Consider the following 22,338-nt stretch of genomic DNA (forward strand, 5'->3'; position numbering starts at 1 on the left):
CCTGATTTTTTAACTTTTACTAAATTATCATTTTAGCTCAGTTTTTATTTTACCAGATAGACCATTAATCAACTGCCCGGTGATACTTATTTTAAAATGGTAGATTTGGTATTTTCTTTTGTTTTAAACCAGTAGTTATAAAATCAACTTAGCTGGACTATCACCGAGGCTTATTGTATAATTTTAGCCATTGTGTCCTATGTTAGGAAGAAAGTGTCATTGGGGTAATGCTAATACAGTGAAAGGAATTGAGGAAATGAAATTACCCGCTGCATTTTTAAGTAAAATGGAACAACTGGTGGGCGCTGATTACCCCCAATTTCTCAGGAGCTATGAAGGTTCTCGGCTAGCGGGGTTGCGGGCCAACGGTCTAAAAATATCTCCCTCTGATCTAAATGAACTGCTGTCCTTTTTAGAAGAACCGATTGCCTGGAGTAAGGATGGTTTCTATTATAATGAAGCAACAACCCGACCGGCCAAGCATCCCTATTATTATGCAGGTTTATATTATATCCAGGAACCCAGTGCTATGCTACCAGCGGAACTTCTCGGAGCGCAGCCGGGGGAAAGGGTACTGGATCTTTGTGCAGCCCCGGGGGGTAAGTCACTGCAGTTAGCTGCCCATCTAGGCAGAAAGGGCCTTCTGGTGACCAATGATTTACACCCCCAGCGAGCCAGGGTATTGTTAAAAAACATTGAGCGTTACGGGGTAGCCAATGCCATTGTCCTGAATGAAACTCCTTCACACTTGGCTAAGGTATTTGCTGGCTTCTTTGATAGAATTTTGGTAGATGCCCCCTGCTCCGGTGAAGGTATGTTTCGCAAAGAACCGGATATGGCTAAGGAATGGAGTCCTGAGGAAGTCAATAAATATGCCCGGTGGCAGCAAGAAATTTTGGAGGCCGTTCCTTCCTTATTAAGGCCCGGAGGAGAGGTTGTTTACTCCACCTGCACCTTTTCCCCGGAAGAAAATGAACAGCAAATGCAGAGCTTTGTGGCCAAGTATCCCGATTTTGAATTAGTGGAACTGCGGCGATTGTGGCCGCACCAAGTGAAGGGTGAAGGTCATTTTGTGGCCAAACTAAAGAATAAAACCCTTTTTGATCAACAGGAATACCCCATTCACAGAAAAAATAAAAAGGTTAAGATAAAAAAGCAGTCCACTCCCTCTCTCAGTGAAAGTACAAAACAAGCCCTGGCGGATTTCTCAATGCAAGTTTGGCGAAATAAAAAGGGCTGGCAGGAATGGTTGCCCCTGGGTGGACAGGTAATCGAACGGGACGGTCATATCCTGTGGGAAAGTCTGGATTTGCCTGTATTACGCGGGTTAAAAGTTTTGCGTTCGGGTTGGCTTTTGGGAACCGTTGAAAGGGGGCGCTTTAGACCTAGCCCTGCCTTTGCCCTTGGACTACCAATGGGAGCAGTAAAATCAGCTGTTCAAAAATTGGTTTTATCGGCAAAAAGTCAAAGGGAGAATTCCCTGGTCCTTCGTTATTTACGGGGGGAGACCATTCAACAGGAGGGCAAAACCTGGGAGAAGGGCTGGCACCTGGTGTGCCTGGATGAGTTTCCTTTGGGATGGGCCAAGGGAGATGGAAATTGGCTGAAAAATGGCTTTCCCCCTGGTTGGCGTTGGATTGACGGTGAATAGAAAAGAGGTGATATGCTTGGCCGAAAATGAAAAATTACGGCTGGATCGGCTGTTAAACCATATGGGGTTAGGTACTCGAAAAGAGATTAAAAAATTGATTAAAGCAAAACAAGTAATGGTTAACGGGGAATTGGCAATGGACCCTGGCTTACACATTTTTCCCCAGCGTGACCACATTGAGGTACAGGGTGAGGTTATAGAGTATAGGGAATATATCTATCTCATGTTAAATAAACCCCAGGATGTTTTGTCCGCCACAGAGGATGCTTCAGACAAAGTGGTCATCGACCTGCTTGACCCCACATATCATTCCTTTAACCCCTTTCCGGTGGGGCGGTTGGATAAGGATACCGAGGGGTTGCTGCTACTTACAAACAACGGTAAGCTGGCTCACCAACTCCTCTCTCCGAAAAAACATGTGCCCAAAACCTATTATGCTCTGGTACAGGGCCTTGTTACAGAAGAAGACGTGGCCGCCTTTGCCCGGGGAGTGGAACTGGATGACGGTTATCGCACCCTGCCAGGGCAGTTAAAAATTATCCGCTCGGCCCCTCAATCAGAAATTGAACTCACCATCTATGAGGGCAAGTATCACCAGGTTAAACGTATGTTTGAAGCCGTTGGCAAAAGGGTTATTTATCTTAAAAGGCTTAGCATGGGTCCCTTGGTGCTGGATAATAATCTGAAGCCCGGCGAATATCGGGAACTAACGGATGAGGAAATTGCACTGTTACAGGAAGCAAAAACGAGGCACTCCGTCCAGTAGACGGCTGCCTCGTTTTTCTAATAGGAAATTAAAAACCTCTATGACTGCCTGTTGACGAATCGTTTATAGCCGAACCCTACCATTAATAGTAAGAAAATATGCGGTAAGCCTGTTAAAAGCCAAACAATATTTTCATTCAAATGACTTAGAAGCAGTCTTTCCCCACAAATTGTTGCCGGGGTTTCTAAAATTACTACCAGCATAATCATTGCAAAGGCTGCCATAATAATTCTCATATTAAACACACCACGAAAAATATAAATCAGGCCAATACAGCTAATTGTTGAGAAGGAGATCATAAAAAATATAGAAACAAAGGGCAACAGTCTAACTGCCCTGGTAATTAATAGTTTTATAAGTGCCATTGCCAGTAGCTTCTTTGTATTTATGGGAATATTGGCTAGCTGAGCATACTTTATTAAAAAAAACAGAACCCCCTGTACTCACCCTAAAGGTAAGAAACAGGAGGTTAAAAGTCTTCTTTCCATTATAGAACTTTTTTTAATTTCTCCGCTTCAAAGGGTTTAACATAGGTATTTTTATTTTCATCAATATATAAAACCTCTACCATTTGATCCTTTACCTTAAGAACCCTACCCTTGATTTTGGTGCCGATCACATTTACGGGTGCTTTTCTGGTAAGGTCCTTAATGTTTTGTGATTGGCAATAGCTACATTCCTCACTAAAATTGGCAATCCTTTTACAATCAACACAATAGCTTAAATTTTTCATTGACACACCCTCCATCTACGTTATATTAGACCTGGCAGGTATTAAATTTAACATAAATAATTATAGAAAATTGACAAAATTCCTTTAATTTTGTAAAGTTTTTAGGTTCTTTTTTAATTATTTTATTGCAAAAACAAAGCCAATACATTTTTGTACTGGCCGGTTGTTGGAACCTTTATATTTGTGATTTCCTTATTTCCGTTCACCCAAAATCTCCGCAACGGATAGTGTTAGAACTCCTTTCGGGTAAAATAGGCCGCTATATTCAGCGTCATTAGCACTATTATTTCATTATTTGGTGATATCAATTATTTCTGCTTCGGTCACCGAGGCTAACTCTGCAACAGCCAGCTCAATCTGCAGGCCAATTTTCCCCCCGCTGACAATAATTTTTTCTAAGCCCTTTGCACTATCATCAATAAGGGTTTTATAGTGCTTTTTCATCCCCAGGGGTGAGCAACCACCCCTGATATACCCGGTGTGCTTTTGAATATCCTTGACTGGAATCATATCTACTTTTTTCTCACCAGTGGCCTTGGCTGCCTTTTTTAAATCCAGTTCCTCTTCCACTGGTACGATAAAAACATAGAGGGTCTTACTATTCCCCTGGGCAACCAGTGTCTTATAAACAGACTGAGGATCCTTGCCAACTTTCTCAGCCACAGAAACCCCGTCAATTTTACCATCGTTACTGTCATAGGTATAAACATCATAATCTATTTTTTTGCCATCTAGAATACGCATGGCATTTGTCTTTACCTGTGCTATTTTTCTCATCCCCTTCTCTATTCTGAAAAAACTTTGTACCCACGAGCTATGATTTAAGCTTAAGTTTAGCCAGTGCTTCGGCAAGGGGATTGTTTAAAAAATCATCCTTTGTCTCTTGATTTCTCAGATACTTGTTTACATCCTTTTTAGAAATGTTACTGCCCTTTTCATTTTTTCTTCTTTCATGAAAGGTCGTGAGTTTCTCTCGATAGCCACACTTACAGACAAAGATTTGTCCTTCTCCTTCACCATGCAATTCCAGTCGTTTGTGACATTCGGGGCACCGGGCATTGGTTACTTTGCTAAGGCCTTTGCGATAGCCACATTCCCGATCCTGACAAACCAGCATCTTGCCTTTTTTTCCGTTCACTTCCAACATCCGTTTGCCACATTCCGGACATTTGGTTCCGGTTAAGTTATCGTGCCGGAATCTATTTTCACTCTCTTTAATCTCGTGAACCACTGTTGTGGCATATTTTTTTATCTCATTGATAAACTGGCTTTTATTTAGTATACCCTTTGCAATGAACTCCAGCTCTTTTTCCCAGCGAGCAGTTAAAGCCGGGGACCTTAACCCCTCTGGGACCAGTTCCAACAGTTGCTTTCCTTTGGAGGTTATGGCAATATGCTTTCCCTTCTTCTCGATCAGGAAGCTATTAAACAACTTTTCAATAATATCCGCCCTTGTGGCCACTGTGCCCAGGCCTCCGGTTTTGTCTAGAGTCTTGATTAACTCTTTATTATCCTGGGACATATATTTTGCGGGGTTTTCCATGGCTGATAACAATGTGCCCTCGGTAAAGGGTTCCGGTGGTTTGGTCTCCCCCTTGGTTTGGGTTAGGGAGCGTACTTTTAAACAATCACCTCGTTTGATAACGGGTAAAGTTTGTTCGCTAAGACTATCCTTGGGCTCCTCTTCCTCTAAATCATGCTGATAAACTTCTTTCCAGCCCTGGGCAATTACCACTTTACCCCTGGCAATAAAAAGCTCTTCCCCCATTTTTGCTTTGATGGTGGTTTGCTCATAGGCAAAGGGCGGATACAAAACAGCTAAAAAACGTCTTACAACTAAATCATAGATTTTTCTTTCCTTATCACTGAAGGTGCTGACCGTCACAGGCTGTTCTGTGGGAATAATAGCATGATGATCAGACACTTTGTTATCATCCACAAAGGACTTGCTGGGTTTTATGGGGTTTTTTAGAATCTTATAAGCCAATTTGGTATAGGGCTGATCACTGCAGGCCTTGAGTCTTTCTGCCAGCGTATCCACCATATCCGAGGAAAGATAGCGGGAATCTGTCCGCGGATAGGTCAGCACCTTATAATGCTCGTAAAGGCGCTGCATAATGGATAGGGTTTCCCGGGCCGAATAGCCAAAGAATTTATTGGCGTCCCGCTGCAATTCAGTTAGATCGTATAGTTGAGGCGAATAACTCTTTTTGGCCGTCTTCTCTACCTCAATGACCTCTGCGGTTTTCTGATTTAACAAGGACAGCACCTGATCACAGTGCTCTTTATGAAAGGTCTTTATATCTTTACTCTGACGGTCCTGCCAGGTTAATTTTAGTTGGTCTGTTACGACAGTTATACCGTAAAAGGTTTTGGGTCTGAAGTTTCTTATTTCCTCTTCCCGCTTGGCAATGATGGCTAGGGTTGGGGTTTGGACCCTGCCGCAGGAAAGTTGTGCATTGAATTTACAAGTTAGGGCACGGCTGGCGTTAATGCCTACAAACCAGTCTGCCTCTGCCCGGGCCACCGCCGCTGCATAAAGATTTTGATACTCTTTACCATCCCTTAGCTTTTTAAAGCCGTCTTGAATGGCCTTGTCTGTGACCGAGGAAATCCACAGGCGTTTCAGGGGTTTGACCACCCTAGCCTTTTCAATAATCCACCGGGCCACCAGTTCCCCTTCTCGCCCGGCATCCGTGGCAATAATGATCTCTCGCAGATCTTTCCTGTTCATTTGCTCCCGAACGATCTGAAACTGCTTGCTGCTTTGCCGGATAACCACCAGTTTCAAAGGGGAGGGCAGCATGGGTAAATCTTCTAATCGCCAGGACTTATATTTTTCATCATAGACCTCCGGGTCGGCCAAAGTAACCAGATGGCCCAACGCCCAGGTGACAATATATTTGTCCCCTTCTAAATAACCATTTCCTTTTTTATAACAGTTTAAAACCCTGGCTATGTCCCTTGCCACAGAGGGCTTTTCTGCTAATACCAAACTTTTATGCATGTTATTAACCCTTTCAAGACCGAATATTGTTTATGGTTTGTATTCCTTTGATCATAATAATCATGGCTACAAAGCCCGCTGCTATCTGATAGAGCTTTGCCGAAAAGAGTACAAAGGAACCAAGTTCCTTTGATACAACAAACAGTAAAGCAAAAAGTGTCCCAACGGCAAAGCCGCTGATCATACCCACCCTTTTTCTTAGGCTTTTTTTAGCTGATAAGGAAAAGCTATGTTTGCCAATGTATTTAACCGTAAAAATAGCTGCTAAAACGATAAGCAAGGCACTTATTAAAAAGCCTGCATTGACCTCGTAATTAAGCAGCGGTTTTTTGTATTGTATCATCTTTGGCAGATGTTCAAACACCAAGTCAATAAGCCATAATATTATGATGGTGTTTATCCACATTTCCAAGTTGGCTAATGTTCTATGCCACTTATTCCTCCGGGGCTGAACAGAGGCCGCTGCAATTAGTGAATCACAAAAGGACCTATAATCCGTGCCAATGGCTTGTTCAATCCTTTCTCCCCTGGACTGGGTACTGAGGAAAATCTCCAGTATTTCCTGAATGAGTTCTTCCACTTCTAATTCATTCAGGGAACTGGTACGTAAGTAACATACGATATCCGTATAGATTACCTCGTTTCTAGGCGTTAATTGCTTGCTAAGTTCATAATTTTTCCGAATCATTCCTTCGATATCCTTCATGGTAACCCTCACTTCTTAGGCGACACCGGGTATAGTTCTCCGCTGTGGCAAAAATATATGTCTGTAAATTTTACCCACATATTATCATAAACCATAAAATGCTACAAGGCAAAACCTTCTCCCAAACAACAAAGCTGCTTCGACTGAATCTTTCATAAACAAAAATATACCCCCTAGGAACATTAATCCTACGGGGTTTCGGCAAACACACTTTATGAGTTGCCCTGGGTAGATTCGCCTATAACAGGTATACATTTTTTATTTATACGCCGAAGCTTGTACCCAGCGTAAAGTACCGCAAACCAGACTGGTGCTACATATAGGGCTATACGGGTTTCTTCCATAAAGGCCATCAACAAACAAACCATTGCCATAAAGCCCAGGGTGAAATAGATGGAGTAGGGCCAAAAAGGCAACTTGAACTTTAGTTTATCTACCTCTGCTTGGGTTTTTGACCGCCGGAATTTATACTGAGCAACCAAGATAATGGTCCAGATGGTAATCATGCCAACGGTGGCGATGGAGGAGATATACATAAATACCTTTTCCGGCATAAAGTAATTTAAAACCACTGCAATTAACAGGAAAAAGGCAGAAAACAATATTCCTATACTGGGAGTACTGGACTTACTTAATCGGCCAAAGATTTTTGGTGCATGGTTTTGACTGGCTAAGTTATATAACATTCTGCCCGTACTGAACAAGCAACTATTAAATGCCGAAAGGGCTGCAGTTAACACAACGAAGTTAATAATTCCAGCAGCAGCCGGTATCCCCATTTTATCAAAAACAATAACAAAGGGACTGCCCTGAGTACCGATTTCATTCCAGGGACAAAGCAGCAACATGATGGCTATGGCCAGTACATAAAAAATTAATATTCTCCAAATAACATTATTAATGGCTTTGGGAATGGTTTTATCAGGATTGTCTGCTTCACCGGCAGTGACACCTATTAATTCCACCCCACCCAAAGAAAACATAACCAACACCAATGCCATCAGTAAGCCCTGGATACCATTGGGCATAAATCCACCATTTACAATAAAATTATCAAAGCCCAAGGGTTGCCCGACACCTAGGCCAAAGATGATCATAAAAACACCAATGACGATCATGCCAACAACTGTAACAACCTTAATTAGGGAGAACCAAAATTCAAATTCGCCGTAGGATTTCACAGTGGTCAGATTAACACCGGTGATCAGCGCTAACACACCGAGGGCGGAAAGCCATTGTGGAATATCCGGGAACCAGAAATTCACATAAACACCAACCACCGTGATTTCCACCATACCAATCACAATCCACAAAAACCAATAGGTCCAGCCAGTTAAATAACCAGCAAAGGAGCTAATGTATTTGTTGGCATAGTAACTAAAGGAACCAGAAACCGGCTCCTCCACCGCCAATTCCCCCAAGGCCCGTACAATGGCAAAGGCGATTAACCCCCCTAGGAGGTAGCCCAGTGTTAAGGCCGGCCCGGCTAACTTTATGGCAGGTGCAGAACCATAAAACAAACCAGAACCAATGCCACCTCCAAGGGCAATCATTTGAATATGCCGATTTTTCAAACCCCTTTGCAAGGGTTTATTTTCATTGCTATGGTTATCCATTGTTACCTCCCTTAACAACTTTAAAAAAAGATAAATGACAATATTTCTCATATTTGCGATAAATACTGTCATTTAATATCAATCTTTTTAAATATCATTCTGTCATTCTACATCTATTACTCTTGCTAGAAACGTGGCTTCTCCTATTTTTGACCGTTTTCCGGTGCAATCTTGGTTATGGAAATACCGGTTATTCCATAGAAGGCGTTAAGAATTAGGACAAAGAAAACAAAGTATAGATATGGAATAAATTGCAGAGGTTCTACCCCTAAAATATTTTGGGCAAAAATTGCGGGTACACTCCAGGGCACCAGGTTAATCCCCACTGTGCCTGCTGCCTCCGAAACCCGAGATAAGTTTTTCGGGTGTAAGTTCATTTCCTTAAAGGCCGGTGGGAACATGCGGGCAGGCAGTACGATGGCCAACAATTGAGCACCGGTGGCAAAGGCGATTGCCAAACCGCTGAATAATGTGGTCAGCAAAAGTTGAGCAGATGTTTTTATTCGCCGCATAAGGGTATGAAGAATAACCTCCAAGGCTCCGATCTTTTCCAGAATACCCCCTAAAGCTGTGGCCACAGTTAAAAGCAAAATTATACCACCCATTGAATTGATGCCGCCCCGGGAAAGAAGACTATCCAACATTTTAACACCGGTCTGACTTTGATAGCCGTTGGTCATTGCCTTTAATACTGCAGCCAAGTCAACTCCTTGCACCACCATTGCGCAAAGTCCGCCTAAAAAGGTTACGATGACTAAAGAAGGTACCGCTGGCACTCTTTTGACAGCAAGGGCAATGGTAATTACGGGAATAAGAAGCAACAGGGGATGAATGGTAAAGGCCTTTTCTAATCCCATGGTAATTGCTTGAATGCTTTCCGGCTGGGCAACAGATGCTGCTACATACTTCAGTCCCACAAAATAATAGGCAACCAGGGCTAACAACATACTTGGCAGGGTATCCCAAAGCATATGTCCAATATGTTCGAATAGGGTACAACCTGCCATAGCTGGAGCCAAGTTTGTGGTATCCGAAAGCGGGGAGATTTTATCACCAAAAAAAGCACCAGAAATAACGGCACCTGCAACCAGGGGTGCCGGAAAACCCATTCCTATGCCCGTAGCCATTAATGCCAAGCCGATGGTGGCCATGGATGTAAAGGAAGTCCCGGTTGAGGTCGCTACGATGGCCGTTACAAAACATGTAGCGGGTACAAAGAAGGTGGGGTTAATGATTTCATAGGCATAATAAATCAAAGTAGGAATAATACCACCAAGCATCCAGGTACCTATAATAGCACCAACGATCATTAAAATAAAGATGGCTGGTAACGCTCTGGAAACACCCTCAACCAAACCCTGTTCCAGTTCGGACCAACTGTAGCCTAAATATTTACCGATAATAGCTGCAACAACAATACTGGAAATAAGTGGGGCGTGCATGCCCGCTTTCCACTTTACCACTGACATGAGACCCATAATGATAACTGTTAGTATCGGCAGGGCTGCCAGTAGAAAGGAAAGCTTTTTTTTCTGGTTCATTGTTATCTCCTCCCGTGTTGTGAAAAAAATATCTTGACATAATGTTATCTTAAATCTTGGCTTTTCCATGTAATTGTGATTACATGAACATTAATAAAATAAAAAGCCCTTTCAAAATTCCTGGTTCTTTGGAAATTGAAAGGGCTTTCTTATCCTAATGGCTGTTGCCAAATGCATTTTCATATAATTTATTCATATCCTTAATAACAATATGACCCTTGGTACATTTGTCGATGATGCCTTGTTTTTTCAAGCTACTGATCACATTTGTTACGGTTACGCGATGAATACAGGTTATAGAACCAATTTCTTTATGTGTAATGTCAAGGGTTATCTCTGTTCCTTCGGAGCGTTCTTGTCCATAACGGTGGGAGAGCATGTATAATAGTTTACTAATTCTAGTGGCCGGATTACTAAAACTAATGTCATGAATTTGACTGATTAAGAGTCTTATTTTTATTGCCATCATTTCCAGCAAACATTCTGCAAAGCCTGGGTTTTCCCTTAAAATTTTGTTAAAGGTACACTTATCAAAGGTGTATAATTCACAATCTTCTTCCGCTATTAAAGCAGCATTGGAAGGAAAAGCATGAAAATAAGGAACATCCCCGATAATAAACCCTTCTGAGGCATACCAGAATAATTTCTCTTCACCGTTTTCAGTAAGTTGCTGTATTTTGACTTTACCCTTATTTAGATAATAAATGTTTCTACCTACTTCTCCCTGTTCTAAAATATAGGAACCTTTTTTATATTTTTGCTTCATTCCCAGATGAATATATTCTTTGAAACTCTCTTCCTTCACATCTAAAAAGGGAAGCACTGAAATCAACGGATCAATTTCTTCTCGCAAAGAGGACCCCCCATTATACAAGAAATTAAACTATATTTAAAGACTATCATACTTATATTACATTGTTCTTTATAAAAAGCAAAGTTTTGTCATACTATACCTTAATAATTATTGTTTGCTCATCCAAATCCTAACACAGCAAAACCAATCCTATGAATGTAATTTCAACCAAGAAGTATTGTACTACACTGTATACATTTAAGGGGCAGCCTTTATAGCTACCCCAAAACATTCCCTTATTTATTATCCACTTCATCTCCTGCGGCCACACATAGGGCAGTATCACCCTGATACGGTACTACCCCTGCCACAGTGGTCTCTTTCTTGACACCGGGTCCTGAAGCACCGGGCATACGGAAGGTGGTTACATCTACCCGTTCAACAGGAACTTCCTTGGGACGTTCCAACTGTGGTACCCAATCATAGGGTGCCCGGTAGGCCCGGTATACCATGTTTTGGTTCATCTTCTTACCCCAGTAGGGGCTGATATATTCCCAAACAATTTCAAAATCCTGGGTCACTTCAATGAGACGTCCACCCGACCCTTCGGTAATCAGTGTATTTCCATTGGGCAATCGCTGTGCCCCACTAATAAAGGGGCTATAGAAGCGGTTAGAATCCACCGGGTGAAGGTAACCAGCTTCGCTGGGTGAGTACTGCCAAACAATTTTTAGTGTAGTGGGGTCAAATTCCAACACCCTTGAGTAGTCACGCAGGGCATTCATTCTCCCTGTGGGGGCACTGGGGTTAGGCAAACCATACCCGGCCCAGCCACCGTTATCAAAAACTAAGATGTTCCCTTCCCCGGGTAATCCCCTAGGAATCATATGGGCATGGTGCTGCCCAATAATCCAACCCAGTTTCTTTAGTTCCTCACTGGTGTCGTACTCCGGCCCTATTTTCCACACGATTTTACCGGTTTTTTTATCAGTAATGGCAATGATATTGGCCTCCCGGCTGTCCCAAATGATATTGTCGGGGTGGAAACGCTCGTCGCCGGCATCATACCATTTATTGGGTCCCAGTACCGACATGGAATTAATGTGCATCCAATCCCCCATGCCGCCCCCGGCAGAACGCATGTTAGGATCCCGATAGAGGATATTTTTAGCTGCTTCACTAAAGCCCAGTTCATCAAAGTGTTCATTGCAATTCCATTCCCATACAATGTCACCTTGCCAGTTTACTTCAATGATGGTGTCATCCAGCAGGACCTTTTCAGAGATCTTGGTATTCTTTACGTTTTTGTGGCAAAGTATGATGGTGTTGCCTTTGTCAACCTGCGGTTCCATGCCAGGTACATAGTAACCTACCGGGTTCCCTTCCCGTTGATAATCATGGTGTTGTCTGGCCATCCATTGGGGTGTTTCACCGGGGTCTTCAATAAATTCATACTGGTTGAATTTCCAAAGGATATTCCCTTCCCAGTCCACTTGGATCAAATCAATCATATCTTGCATGCCAAAGGCATTGTTTCTCTCACCGGACTGCCCCATTACCTGGCCCCCAGGCAGTAGTTTGTTTGGAAAACCGTGCAACCCCTTCCAAAGCTGTACTTCGGTTCCGTTCATATCGATTAGCAGTGCACCACGCTCCTTGGCCTGGTAAATGGTGTAACCATTCCAACACTTCTCCGGATTATAAATTGTTACGCCTGTGGGATAAATACTTGGATAAGTCATGTTCTTCTCTGCCCCCCGCTAGTTAATAGTTTATTTGGTACAAAATGTTAAACTCTACCTTTTATAGAGTATATGAGTAGTAGAACAACCATCTAATGAGAAAGTTTTCACATCATCCTTAGCTTAAGATTAACATAACCCTCGCCTACAGCTTGTAATGGCAACTACATGCTATGGAATAATATCGCTGTACAATGCTATAAAGAACCAGGTAGAGCATGACTGTGCTCTATTTATACAAAAAATGCAGGAAGAATTTAAAACAGACTGTATCGATATTACTAAATATACTTTGGCAAAATGGCGACATGAATTGCAGGATAAAGTTGACCAAGAGGAATTTATCCAAAATGCAACTATTATTGTTATGTGGATGTACACATTCATAACCTTGGGGAAAGGACTTAGAAAACTCCTCTCGGCAAAGCTTTGATGTTACTTAATACGTTGTCTTATTATTTACAAGAAGCAAAGGTTATATGGGAGCCGGCCGTTGTTAAGATTTTTTAGAAAGTGATATACTAAGATGGCACCAACAAAAACATGGGAAAACCACTACCCTGTGGCAATTTATAGAGAAGGAAGGCTAAAAGTGAAGTCTTATCATCGCCATAAGATATCCCAGGAACACGAGGGATTTACTGTTGAAAATTATCTGAAAAATATTTTGCAGTATTCCGGTAGAAAGATCCAGAAATTAACCCGACGCAAGGGTATTCTCTTGAACGGCAAAACCGTCTACCTGCAAAAAAAGCTAAATGCAGAGGATACCCTTAGTATCCTCGACTTAGAGGATACTAACTACGGTGTTCAACCAGAAAAGGGCGCCATTGAAGTACTCTATGAAGATGATTTTCTTTTGGTGTTAAATAAACCCGCTCACCAACTTGTTCACCCCACCGGGCAGACAACCCGGGGCACAATGGCTAATTATTTGGCTTACTATCTTAAACAACGTAACGTAGTCAGTGCCATTCGCCCTGTACATAGGTTAGACCGGGAAACTTCCGGCTGTGTGATTTTTGCGAAGGACTCCCGCAGCCAATTCATTCTGGAACAACAATTAAAAGAAAGAACGCTGAAGCGTACCTACTGGGCCTTGGTTAAAGGCATAGTCCATCCTCCCTCTGGAACCATTGACGCCCCCATTGGCCCGCACCCCAGCCTTGCAAACCGTCGGGCAATCAATGAACACGGGGAACAGTCCATTACCCATTACCAGACCCTGCGTAGTTTTCCGGAAATTTCACTACTGAAATTAAATCTGGATACCGGGAGAACCCACCAAATCCGCCTGCATTTGGCCCATTTAGGATATCCCATTATCGGTGATCGTATGTATGGTGTGCGGTCCCCATGGATCAACAGGCAGGCTTTGCATGCCTATGACGTTAGCTTTAGGCATTTAAAGGAAAATCATGAGATAGCCGTACACGCCCCTCTTCCGACGGACTTTGCCCAAGCCATTAATTTTTGCGATAAACCATAAAAAACAAGTGCCACAGTGGAATTCCCTCCCTGTGGCACTAAAAATAAAGATATTATTCAGTTACTAAATTTATCTCCGCTTGCAAGCTAAGTAAAACCGGTGATTTCCTTAGGGCAAACTGAGCAATCTCTTTTACTTGTTGTTCTGTGGCAGTGGTAATCGCCCTTAACTTTATGGTTGGGTTTTGAATTCCCCCATGACCCTCTTTTATTCCTAAGAAAACAGCAGCATCTATATCCGCTTCAATTTGGGCTTCTACTTTTTCCAAGGCAATTCCCCGTTGGCTGGCTAACACTTCAAAGGTTATGGCAAAACACCCCACTGCTGCCGCTAACAAATATTCCACAGGATTAGGGGCTTTATTCATACCCCCTAACGGTTGCGGTTCATCCATTAATAAAGGTGGAAACTCCCCTATACTTGCTTGGTTTTGAACACCATCTTGCCAATTAATGCGGGCTGAAAAATTTTTCTTTCCTACCTCTGGGTCTGCTTTAATAGCATTCATTGTTTGCTGTACATTTTCCAGTAAAATATTATTCATAAGTAAAGCCCTCCTTACAGTTACTAGATTTTTCCTACGGTAATAATAATTTTGTTGTGGACCCAAACTTAAAAATTAAGTTTCTTAATTAATTTTATAAAATAAATTTTTTACGGTATGTAAGGAGGCTCACAAAATTAAAAAATTACCTAATTGCTTTCCAACTTGACCCAGATTTTGCTTTTGTGCAAACGTATTATTCCAAACAATGCCAGCTTGTTTATCAACAAAGTTACCGTTTCACGACTGGATGCAACCATACCCGCCAAATCCTGGTGCGTGATTGCGGCAGGGATGGGGTACCAGCCATTATCTTCTTGATTAGTATCAGCTATTTTTTTTAATAAAAAGAGGAGCCGCTCTTCCACTTTTCCATAGGCCACTTGTTCAAGAATTTCAACGGTTTCCTGGAGTCTTTCTGATAAGTAACTGAGCAGGGACATGGCCAGCGGGGGATTTTCTTCAATAACTTTTCTCACTTCTGCTTTGGGAACGGCAATAACTGTCACTTCTGTTAAAGCTTTGGAAAAGGCACCACTTCTTTTTTTTGTAAAGATATCGATTAGATCAATAAAATCCCCCGCAGATAACAGCCCTAAAATACATTCCTTACCATCTTCATGAATGTGAAATAAACGGGCCTCCCCTTTTTTGATGAGATAGATATCGTTGGTTAGCTTATCCGCACCGGTAATGTAGTTACCTCTCTTAAAATTAATTTCTTTTCCATGACTGAGCCACTCTTCAATCTTGCTTTTTGGAAATAACTGAACAATTTTTGATGTCATATAAAACCCCTCTGCAAAATTAACTTATTAAAGAAAACTTAGCTTACACCATAACCAACAATTCCTACTCTAATTCTTTCCTTCAAGATAGTCCCTCCACTGTTACTATTTTCGTTTGCAAAAAAATTCTACAAAATTCCCCTAATTCCTATGGGATCGCTAGAGGTTTTAAACCCTTTCTTATTAGCGTCTCTATGTTAAAGAGGCCCTCTGCTTCAGAAGGCCCCTTAACCCTTATTCTTATCATTTTATCAGTGTTCTGCTGTTGTGCCTTATTACTTAAAGAAGATCACATCTTTTTCCGGTTTTCTGGGAATAATGGGTGTTTCCTTGGCAGGATGACCCACAATAATGGCCGCTGTAATGACTTCTGTCTCAGAAATATTGAAATAGGATTTTATTTCGGCATATTTTTGATCATTGACAGCTACTAATTCGTTGTCTAATTCACCCACAATACAGGCACCTAATCCTTGATGCATAGCTTCTAAAATCATGAAAGCATAGGCTATTCCTATGTTCTCAAAGGTGCGGGCCATAATGGATGCCGGCTTGCCAGCTAAGGATTGGGCTAATTCATGATCCAGGTACATCTTTTTAATATCTTCATCGGCCATATTGACCCCGGTGGCACCAAACAGCTCTTTTAGCCGTGCAAGCTGATGATCCTTTACCCAAGCTTCAAGTGTCCCGACGCACATAATAACGGCCGGAGCTTTCTTTATTAAGACGCCCATAGAAAATGCCTCGGCCAGCTTGGTACGATCTTTTTCATCCGTAACTGCAATAAATCTCCAGGGCTGAATATTCTTCCAGGAAGGACTTCTCCGCCCTGCTTGCATAATGCTTAAGAGCTGATCCTTTGTAACAGGCTCCGAGGAAAACTTTCTTACACTTTTCCACTGGGCAATCTCTTTTAACATATTTTCATACCCCTTTCCGATCACTTATTTCCTTGTGTTCTTTGGTTTTTAAAGTTTCTAACCTTCTTCGGTAAAATATATTAAATTCCTTCCGAAAAATTTATTAAATATTCCGACATTTATTGTGGACTAACCTATGATTGATAACCTAGGGCTGCCCAGTCTACCTTTGGAACCAATCCTTCTTGGGCGGCTCGGCTAAGCAAGGCTTCTACGGCCTGATACCCCATCTCACCTATATGCTCGGTGAATTCATTTACGTAAAGCTTAATATGCGCCTGCGCAACTTCGGGGGACAACTCTTGGGCATGTTCTAGCACGTACTGTTGTGACACCTCCGGCTGGGTCCAGGCATGTTTAACCGATGCACGAATCCAACCAGCAATGGCTGATAGATCCTGTGAGCGACGGGCAATAATTGCACCCAGCGGGATGGGCAGGTTGGTGTCTGCCTCCCACCAATTGCCTAAGTCGACCAAGAGAGTCAGCCCAAATGAAGGATAGGTAAAGCGTGCCTCATGGATCACCAGCCCAGCATCAACCAACCCGTCTCGTACCGCCGGCATGATCTGATGGAAGGGCAGAACTACTATCTCACCCACGCCCCCTGGCACATGTTGGGCTATCCATAACCGAAAGAGTAAATAAGCTGTTGATCGTTCACTGGGTACCGCCACCCGCTTTCCTGCAATCAACGTTGGATCTTTGATGCTGCCTACTTTGTTTGAAGTCAGTAGCAGTGGACCGCAGCCTTTACCCAACGCACCTCCACAGGGCAATAACGCGTATTCCGACAATACCCAGGGCAAAGCTGCGTAGGATATTTTAATTACCTCGGGCCCGTTGCTACTGGCTGCCAAACTGTTGGTAATATCAATATCAGCATAGGTTACATCCAGCTTGGGGGCACCGGGTATTAATCCGTGTACCCAGGCATGAAAAATAAATGTATCATTAGGACAAGGTGAAAAGGCTATTTTCATCGCAGTACCTCCGATAATACCAAACTAGCCGCTTCTAGGACATCTAGGGCCTCTTTGATTCGCCAGGCAGACCGGTCCCGGGGACCCACTAGGTTTGAAATAGCACGAATCTCCAAAACGGGTATACCACAATCAAGGGCTGCCAGGGCCACGCCATATCCCTCCATGGCCTCGGCAGTGGCCCCAGGCACCCGGGCAGCCCTTGATTGTGCACTGGCAGCGGTACCCGTGACAGTTGATACGGTGAGCACCGCACCAGTATTGACTGGCAAATTAGCCAACAGCAGTGCCTCGTAAACCTGCTTCACCAGCCCTGCATCGATTTGGATGTAAGTGGAACCGAAGCCCAACTGATCCAAACTACAGAAACCCGCCGGGTTTTCTGCCCCTAAGTCGGCGGCAACAATCTGGTTGGCCACCACCAAGGAGCCTACTCCAGCTTTACCAGTAAAGCCTCCACCAATACCGGCACTTACAACCAAGTCATACTGGGCGGTTGCCAACACCTTCGTTGTACTGACAGCAGCGGCTACCGGACCGACTCCGGCTATCCTGACATCAAACCTTGTATCATTGTTTAGACCACGTAATATCGCATCCCTCTCGGCCGAGACAGCAGTCATTACCAGAACACGCATTTCAGCTCTGCCGGGCATTAACCCATGGGGGGTTGCTACTTTTTCTACCAATTTTAGTTCCACTCTCTCCCTAGTATAAAATGACATCGTTTGTACTAAACATCGCCATATCTTAGACAACACTCTTTAGATAAATCTTATCATATTTTTATTATGCATATTATACCCAATGTTTTTCGATCTGATAAAAAATAAGCATGGTTTATTAACCACGCTATTACTTTCATATTAAGTTGTTCAATGGTTAGTTAGCATCTTCCTATAATTTGTCAATTCTCAAATTAAATCATCCAGGATTCTTAAATTAAAAACTCTCTGTTTTATATAGTCCTATCAAAAATTATTAAATTGTAATGGCAATAATCAGTCTGTTTATCAAATTAAAATAGATTCGTTCCTCTAGGAATATAAAAAACGCCGGGATGATAAAACCACCACAGCGTCTCCAAAGATTGAGTCTGTTCAAATATTAAGTTCATTTTGGGCCTGGTAAACTACCTCTTCATCAATTTGCCTTAACTTTTTGTAATAAGCGTAAAGCAGACAATTAGTAACTAAATTGTTAATTAACCGTGGTAAGCCTTTTGTTGTGGCATAGATAGCGTCAATTGCTGAATCGGTGAAAATCTCTTCGATTAACCCTGCTTGCTTTAATCGGCTGGTGCAATAATCTCTAATTTCTTCAGGTTTTAACCCCTGCATAATATGTTTCACTACCAAACGTTGCCTTAGTGGGTTATTGATGTTGAGTGATAACTTAGATCGAATTAAAGGTTGTCCTGCTAAGACAAGAATAAAGGGATTTTGCGAGTCCATTTTAAAGTTAAAAATGAGCCTTAAATCCTCTAACAACTTGTTTGAAGCTAAATGTATTTCATCTAAGATAATTACCGGCGTAATCCGGCGTTCATAGTACATAGAATTGATAGCGCCCTGAATTTGACGGAAAATAGCTACCTTTTTGTGTTTAGGTTGCTCACCAAGTTCTAAGGCAAGTCCCTGATAAAATTCCAACACAGTAACAGTCGCCAAAGAAAAATAACAATGCTTGTAGAGAGCTGGGTTTAACTCATTAACAAATTTTCTCAAAGCTGTTGATTTGCCAGCACCTGGTTCACCTGCAACTAACCCGATTCCACGGGTACTTTGCAAATATTTTAACCTCGATTCTAGTTCCAATAAGTCTTGGCTAATAAATAATTTGTCCGCCGGTACTTCTTTAGAAAAAGGGTTAAACTTAAGTCCAAAGAATTGTGTAAACATTAGCGATCACCTACTTCTCTTGACGATTGTTTAAGTTGGTCATCAATTTGAGCATAAGAAATACTAGGAGTTGCTTTCTGTTCCGACGTTTCAACCGATTCCAGTAACTCCTGTGATGACTGAGATTGCCGACCTCGACCCTTTCTTTTAGCCCTAGCATTGTCAAAAAAATTTACTTGTCTGGCCTCACCAACTTTCATACCATCCCGGTATAATAAAATTGGTTGGTTTGAATTAGCTAACCAATCTGGGTCGTACCGTACCTCTAGTCGTGAATTGGCTAAGCTTTGCTCCGTTTCATAAAGAATAGATTCAACAGACAGGGTCGCATCATGATTAACTTTTCTGGTAACGCGCAATAAAAAATGCTCCTCTAATAATTGGGGGTTGGCTAAAAAATTAATCCTGAATCCGTAAAGTAATTTTCTGCCTCACCCCATAATTTATAGGGAAATGAAGGAATATGTAGAAATATACATCTAATCGATATTTCTAATCTTCACCTCAGGGGTGCAACATGAAAAAGATAAGAAACAAGAAAATCAAAACCAAAAACAGAGACGATGATAGGCTCACTATCTTTGAAATTGAACAAGGTGACGAAGAGCTAACCACCCATTCGGGCTTAGCTCTTATCGGAGCCTTACTGACTAATACCAAGATAAAAACACGACTGAACAATACAATGTCTGCTGAACAAAAGAAACCCCATATTTCTAATGGAAGTGTTGGTATTGCCTACATTGGCTTGTTATGCCAAGGCAAGAGTGATTTTGACCACATTGAACCCTTTCGAGAAGATAATTTCTTTGCAATCTCGTTAAACATCAAAGAGACACCGTCAAGCCCAACCCTTCGCCAACGATTAGATATGGTTGCTAAAGATAAGCAATGGAATAATATCCTGTTGGAAGAATCTGCGGGGCTAATCAAAAAAACAAATGCACCACTAACCCCAGTGTACCTGGGTCAAGAAAATAGAGCTTATCTTCCACTAGATATTGATGTGTCTCCCTTTGATAACTCCAACACCAAAAAAGAAGGGGTCTCCCGCACCTACAAAGGCACCGATGGTTACGCTCCCATCTTTGCATATCTAGCAAAGGAAGGTTATTGCGTAAATACTGAGCTACGCCAAGGGAGTGAACATTGCCAAAAGAACACCTCAGAATTCGTTGCCGAAAGCATTCGCTATGCCAGAAAAATTACCCAGTTGCCTTTGCTTTTAAGGATGGACTCAGGCAATGACAGCGCTAGTAATATTGAAATTTGCTTAAATGATGATACTAAGGCTGATTTCATTATTAAGCGAAACCTTCGCAAAGAAACCCCTGAAGGGTGGCTACTATTGGCAAAGAACAATAAAGATATTTACTGCCAGGAACGTGAAGGTAAAAAAGTCTACTATGGTTCCATGATGAAATACAAAAAGGAGCTGAAAAGAGAAATCAGGGTAGTTTACAAAATTACCGAAAGAACCTTTGGTAAAGATGGCCAGATATTTCTCGTACCCCAGGTGGAGGCAGAAACCTATTGGACCTCATTGCCAGACCCTCCACATGTAATCGAAAGACTATACCACGAACATGGCACCAGTGAGCAGTTTCACAGCGAACTTAAGACAGACCTGGATTTAGAAAGACTGCCCTCTGGCAAATTTGACACTAACAACCTAATACTACATTTTGGAGTAGTGGCCTACAATCTGTTGCGCATGATAGGACAATCAACAACTAGAATGCAGCATGTGCCCTTGCGAAAGCAGGCAGAACGCCGTAGGATTAGGACGGTGATTCAGAACTTAATCACGTTGGCATCACGGTTAGTTTCACATGCAAGAAAGAAGAAATTACGATTTGGAAAGCACAGTCCCTGGTTTGAAACATTTAAACAAGCTTACTCTGTGTGTTTAGCAAGATAGAAATATCCACAGAACGATAAAACTTTGCACTAAAAGGAGTGCTTAGATTTTTATTGCCAAATTTAAGCTCAATACTATTGAGAGATTCATTAAATGCTAGTGGCAATTCTTAAAATATAAATTTTTACATATTTTACTGAAAGATAAGGTTACAGAATAGGTAACTCACGGATTCAGGTTAATATTATGGACTTGAGCCATAAAAAAATCTAATGGACTCATATTTAAAGCACTATGGGTCTTGCGCTGATAATCTTCCTCCAGCCATTGCCAAAAATATAAATTTAGTTGGTCTAAACTTTTTAATTTAGTGGGGTCTAATCTAGATAAAAAGCGTTGCCTCACAGTATGAAAAAACCTTTCAATTTTACCCTTAGACGTAGGGGTGAAAGGTTCTGTATGAATTAACGAGCAACCTAATCCAGCACAAAGCATATTTAGTTGATCACTACGATAAACTTTTCCGTTATCTGTATAGATCATTTTGGGAATTCCTCGTTTTAGAACAGCCTCTTTCAAAGCTACTCGAAGAGCTACGAAGTTTTGAAAAAAGAAGAATTGTGCATGTGTTATCAACCTGGAGGCATCATCGATAAATGCGATTAGGTAGGCTTGTTTCTTTGATTTACCTATACTAATATATGGACCAAACATAATATCAGTTTGCCATAATTCATTAATTCTTTGGTGAGAAAAACGTTTAAGTTCCTTCTCACCAGGGTTTTCTGGATCTTTACCTGCAGCCAGTTCAGGATTAGCGACCAGAAAACGGTAAAAAGTCGCTCGTGACAACTTTTCCGGAAGAATAACTTTATCTTTAACTAACTCTTCATAGAGCAGTGCGCTAGTAATCCGTGGCATTTGGCTTCTTTTCTTACGAATTTCATCAGCAATCTCTAGGCTTACCTTTCGGCTTTTACCCTTATCCGATCGGTAACCTGGCTTTAATGAGTCTAATCCCCCACGACGATAATCACTTAACCAACACATAAGAGTTTTTGGGGAATACATCCTGAATCCATAATAGGGCATATCAATGGGCTTAACACATATAGTTTCGAAATAATCCTTTTGGTTTTTAACCTGGCCATTTAGTACTGGACTAATCAAAGAAAATTTCTTAAGAGCAATACTTTCCCTATCTTTGGCTGTGAGCATAACAAAATACACCTCCACCTGTGTGTTAACTGTCAGAGGAGGTCTAACCGGTTAAACTTCTCCCACAAACTGCATA

Annotated in this window: 20 protein-coding genes and 2 pseudogenes; 5 read left to right on the plus strand and 17 right to left on the minus strand. The window is 41.9% G+C overall.

Annotation, left to right across the window (positions count from 1 at the left end; genetic code table 11):
* Nucleotides 1-199 precede the first annotated feature (199 nt).
* Both DRED_RS17110 and DRED_RS17115 read left to right on the plus strand, forming a co-directional pair.
* Nucleotides 200-1,651: an RsmB/NOP family class I SAM-dependent RNA methyltransferase gene (locus DRED_RS17110; protein WP_238442549.1), complete on the plus strand. Its 1,452-nt coding sequence runs from the start codon at nucleotides 200-202 to the stop codon at nucleotides 1,649-1,651.
* Nucleotides 1,652-1,667: 16 nt separating this feature from the next.
* On the plus strand, nucleotides 1,668-2,417 hold the full coding sequence (locus DRED_RS17115) for a pseudouridine synthase (protein WP_011879509.1): 750 nt from the start codon (nucleotides 1,668-1,670) through the stop codon (nucleotides 2,415-2,417).
* A gap of 38 nt (nucleotides 2,418-2,455) precedes the next feature.
* On the opposite strand, the gene DRED_RS17120 is transcribed toward DRED_RS17115, so the two are convergent.
* From DRED_RS17120 to DRED_RS17160, 9 genes are all read right to left on the minus strand, one after another.
* Nucleotides 2,456-2,782 (minus strand): hypothetical protein, encoded by a 327-nt coding sequence (locus DRED_RS17120; RefSeq protein ID WP_011879510.1) that lies wholly within the window; start codon nucleotides 2,780-2,782, stop codon nucleotides 2,456-2,458.
* 122 nt (nucleotides 2,783-2,904) lie between these two features.
* Nucleotides 2,905-3,150 carry a hypothetical protein gene (locus DRED_RS17125; RefSeq protein ID WP_041274705.1) on the minus strand — a complete coding sequence of 82 codons (246 nt, stop codon included), beginning with the start codon at nucleotides 3,148-3,150 and terminating at the stop codon, nucleotides 2,905-2,907.
* A gap of 291 nt (nucleotides 3,151-3,441) precedes the next feature.
* Nucleotides 3,442-3,927: a Cys-tRNA(Pro) deacylase gene (ybaK, locus tag DRED_RS17130; RefSeq protein WP_011879512.1), complete on the minus strand. Its 486-nt coding sequence runs from the start codon at nucleotides 3,925-3,927 to the stop codon at nucleotides 3,442-3,444.
* Nucleotides 3,928-3,964: 37 nt separating this feature from the next.
* Nucleotides 3,965-6,157 (minus strand): DNA topoisomerase III, encoded by a 2,193-nt coding sequence (locus tag DRED_RS17135; RefSeq protein ID WP_011879513.1) that lies wholly within the window; start codon nucleotides 6,155-6,157, stop codon nucleotides 3,965-3,967.
* A 13-nt stretch (nucleotides 6,158-6,170) separates the two neighbouring features.
* The gene (locus tag DRED_RS17140) at nucleotides 6,171-6,875 is read right to left on the minus strand and encodes a DUF1129 domain-containing protein (RefSeq protein ID WP_198006910.1); all 705 of its coding nucleotides are present in this window, start codon (nucleotides 6,873-6,875) and stop codon (nucleotides 6,171-6,173) included.
* A gap of 200 nt (nucleotides 6,876-7,075) precedes the next feature.
* Complete coding sequence (locus DRED_RS17145; RefSeq protein WP_011879515.1) at nucleotides 7,076-8,479, minus strand: amino acid permease; 1,404 nt, start codon at nucleotides 8,477-8,479, stop codon at nucleotides 7,076-7,078.
* A 143-nt stretch (nucleotides 8,480-8,622) separates the two neighbouring features.
* A complete protein-coding gene (gene nhaC / locus DRED_RS17150) occupies nucleotides 8,623-10,020 on the minus strand; it encodes a Na+/H+ antiporter NhaC (protein ID WP_011879516.1) in 1,398 nt (465 codons plus the stop codon).
* Nucleotides 10,021-10,174: 154 nt separating this feature from the next.
* The gene (locus DRED_RS17155; RefSeq protein WP_011879517.1) at nucleotides 10,175-10,873 is read right to left on the minus strand and encodes a Crp/Fnr family transcriptional regulator; all 699 of its coding nucleotides are present in this window, start codon (nucleotides 10,871-10,873) and stop codon (nucleotides 10,175-10,177) included.
* A gap of 236 nt (nucleotides 10,874-11,109) precedes the next feature.
* Entirely contained in the window at nucleotides 11,110-12,555 is a 1,446-nt protein-coding gene (locus DRED_RS17160; RefSeq protein WP_011879518.1) for an aryl-sulfate sulfotransferase, read from the minus strand.
* 157 nt (nucleotides 12,556-12,712) lie between these two features.
* Here DRED_RS17160 and DRED_RS17165 point away from each other — a divergent pair, with 157 nt between their 5' ends.
* Together DRED_RS17165 and DRED_RS17170 are read left to right on the plus strand one after the other, a co-directional pair.
* Nucleotides 12,713-12,988, plus strand: a complete 276-nt coding sequence (locus DRED_RS17165) for a hypothetical protein (protein ID WP_011879519.1) — start codon at nucleotides 12,713-12,715, stop codon at nucleotides 12,986-12,988.
* Between the two features lie 159 nt (nucleotides 12,989-13,147).
* Nucleotides 13,148-14,044: an RluA family pseudouridine synthase gene (locus tag DRED_RS17170; protein ID WP_041275042.1), complete on the plus strand. Its 897-nt coding sequence runs from the start codon at nucleotides 13,148-13,150 to the stop codon at nucleotides 14,042-14,044.
* Nucleotides 14,045-14,096: 52 nt separating this feature from the next.
* On the opposite strand, the gene DRED_RS17175 is transcribed toward DRED_RS17170, so the two are convergent.
* From DRED_RS17175 to DRED_RS17205, 7 genes and pseudogenes are all read right to left on the minus strand, one after another.
* Nucleotides 14,097-14,588, minus strand: a complete 492-nt coding sequence (locus DRED_RS17175; protein ID WP_011879521.1) for an OsmC family protein — start codon at nucleotides 14,586-14,588, stop codon at nucleotides 14,097-14,099.
* 149 nt (nucleotides 14,589-14,737) lie between these two features.
* Complete coding sequence (locus tag DRED_RS17180) at nucleotides 14,738-15,376, minus strand: Crp/Fnr family transcriptional regulator (protein WP_011879522.1); 639 nt, start codon at nucleotides 15,374-15,376, stop codon at nucleotides 14,738-14,740.
* Nucleotides 15,377-15,651: 275 nt separating this feature from the next.
* Nucleotides 15,652-16,299 (minus strand): nitroreductase family protein, encoded by a 648-nt coding sequence (locus DRED_RS17185; RefSeq protein ID WP_011879523.1) that lies wholly within the window; start codon nucleotides 16,297-16,299, stop codon nucleotides 15,652-15,654.
* Between the two features lie 134 nt (nucleotides 16,300-16,433).
* Nucleotides 16,434-17,282 (minus strand): 1,4-dihydroxy-6-naphtoate synthase, encoded by an 849-nt coding sequence (locus DRED_RS17190; RefSeq protein WP_011879524.1) that lies wholly within the window; start codon nucleotides 17,280-17,282, stop codon nucleotides 16,434-16,436.
* Nucleotides 17,279-17,938: a futalosine hydrolase gene (locus tag DRED_RS17195; RefSeq protein WP_041275043.1), complete on the minus strand. Its 660-nt coding sequence runs from the start codon at nucleotides 17,936-17,938 to the stop codon at nucleotides 17,279-17,281. The genes DRED_RS17190 and DRED_RS17195 overlap by 4 nt, the downstream gene beginning before the upstream one ends.
* Nucleotides 17,939-18,382: 444 nt before the next feature.
* Nucleotides 18,383-19,183, minus strand: a complete 801-nt coding sequence (locus DRED_RS17200; protein ID WP_011876914.1) for an ExeA family protein — start codon at nucleotides 19,181-19,183, stop codon at nucleotides 18,383-18,385.
* A pseudogene (locus DRED_RS17205) lies at nucleotides 19,183-19,587 on the minus strand (Mu transposase C-terminal domain-containing protein); the annotation flags it as partial. The gene DRED_RS17200 and the pseudogene DRED_RS17205, both read right to left, overlap by 1 nt.
* Nucleotides 19,588-19,700: 113 nt before the next feature.
* On the opposite strand from DRED_RS17205, the gene DRED_RS17210 reads away from it, so the two are divergent.
* Nucleotides 19,701-21,104: an IS1380-like element ISDre4 family transposase gene (locus tag DRED_RS17210; protein ID WP_011876571.1), complete on the plus strand. Its 1,404-nt coding sequence runs from the start codon at nucleotides 19,701-19,703 to the stop codon at nucleotides 21,102-21,104.
* A gap of 177 nt (nucleotides 21,105-21,281) precedes the next feature.
* Here DRED_RS17210 and DRED_RS17215 read toward each other — a convergent pair.
* Nucleotides 21,282-22,262 (minus strand): annotated as a pseudogene (locus DRED_RS17215) (DDE-type integrase/transposase/recombinase); the annotation flags it as partial.
* Nucleotides 22,263-22,338: the final 76 nt, after the last annotated feature.

This window comes from Desulforamulus reducens MI-1, assembly GCF_000016165.1.
Lineage (GTDB): Bacteria > Bacillota > Desulfotomaculia > Desulfotomaculales > Desulfotomaculaceae > Desulfotomaculum > Desulfotomaculum reducens.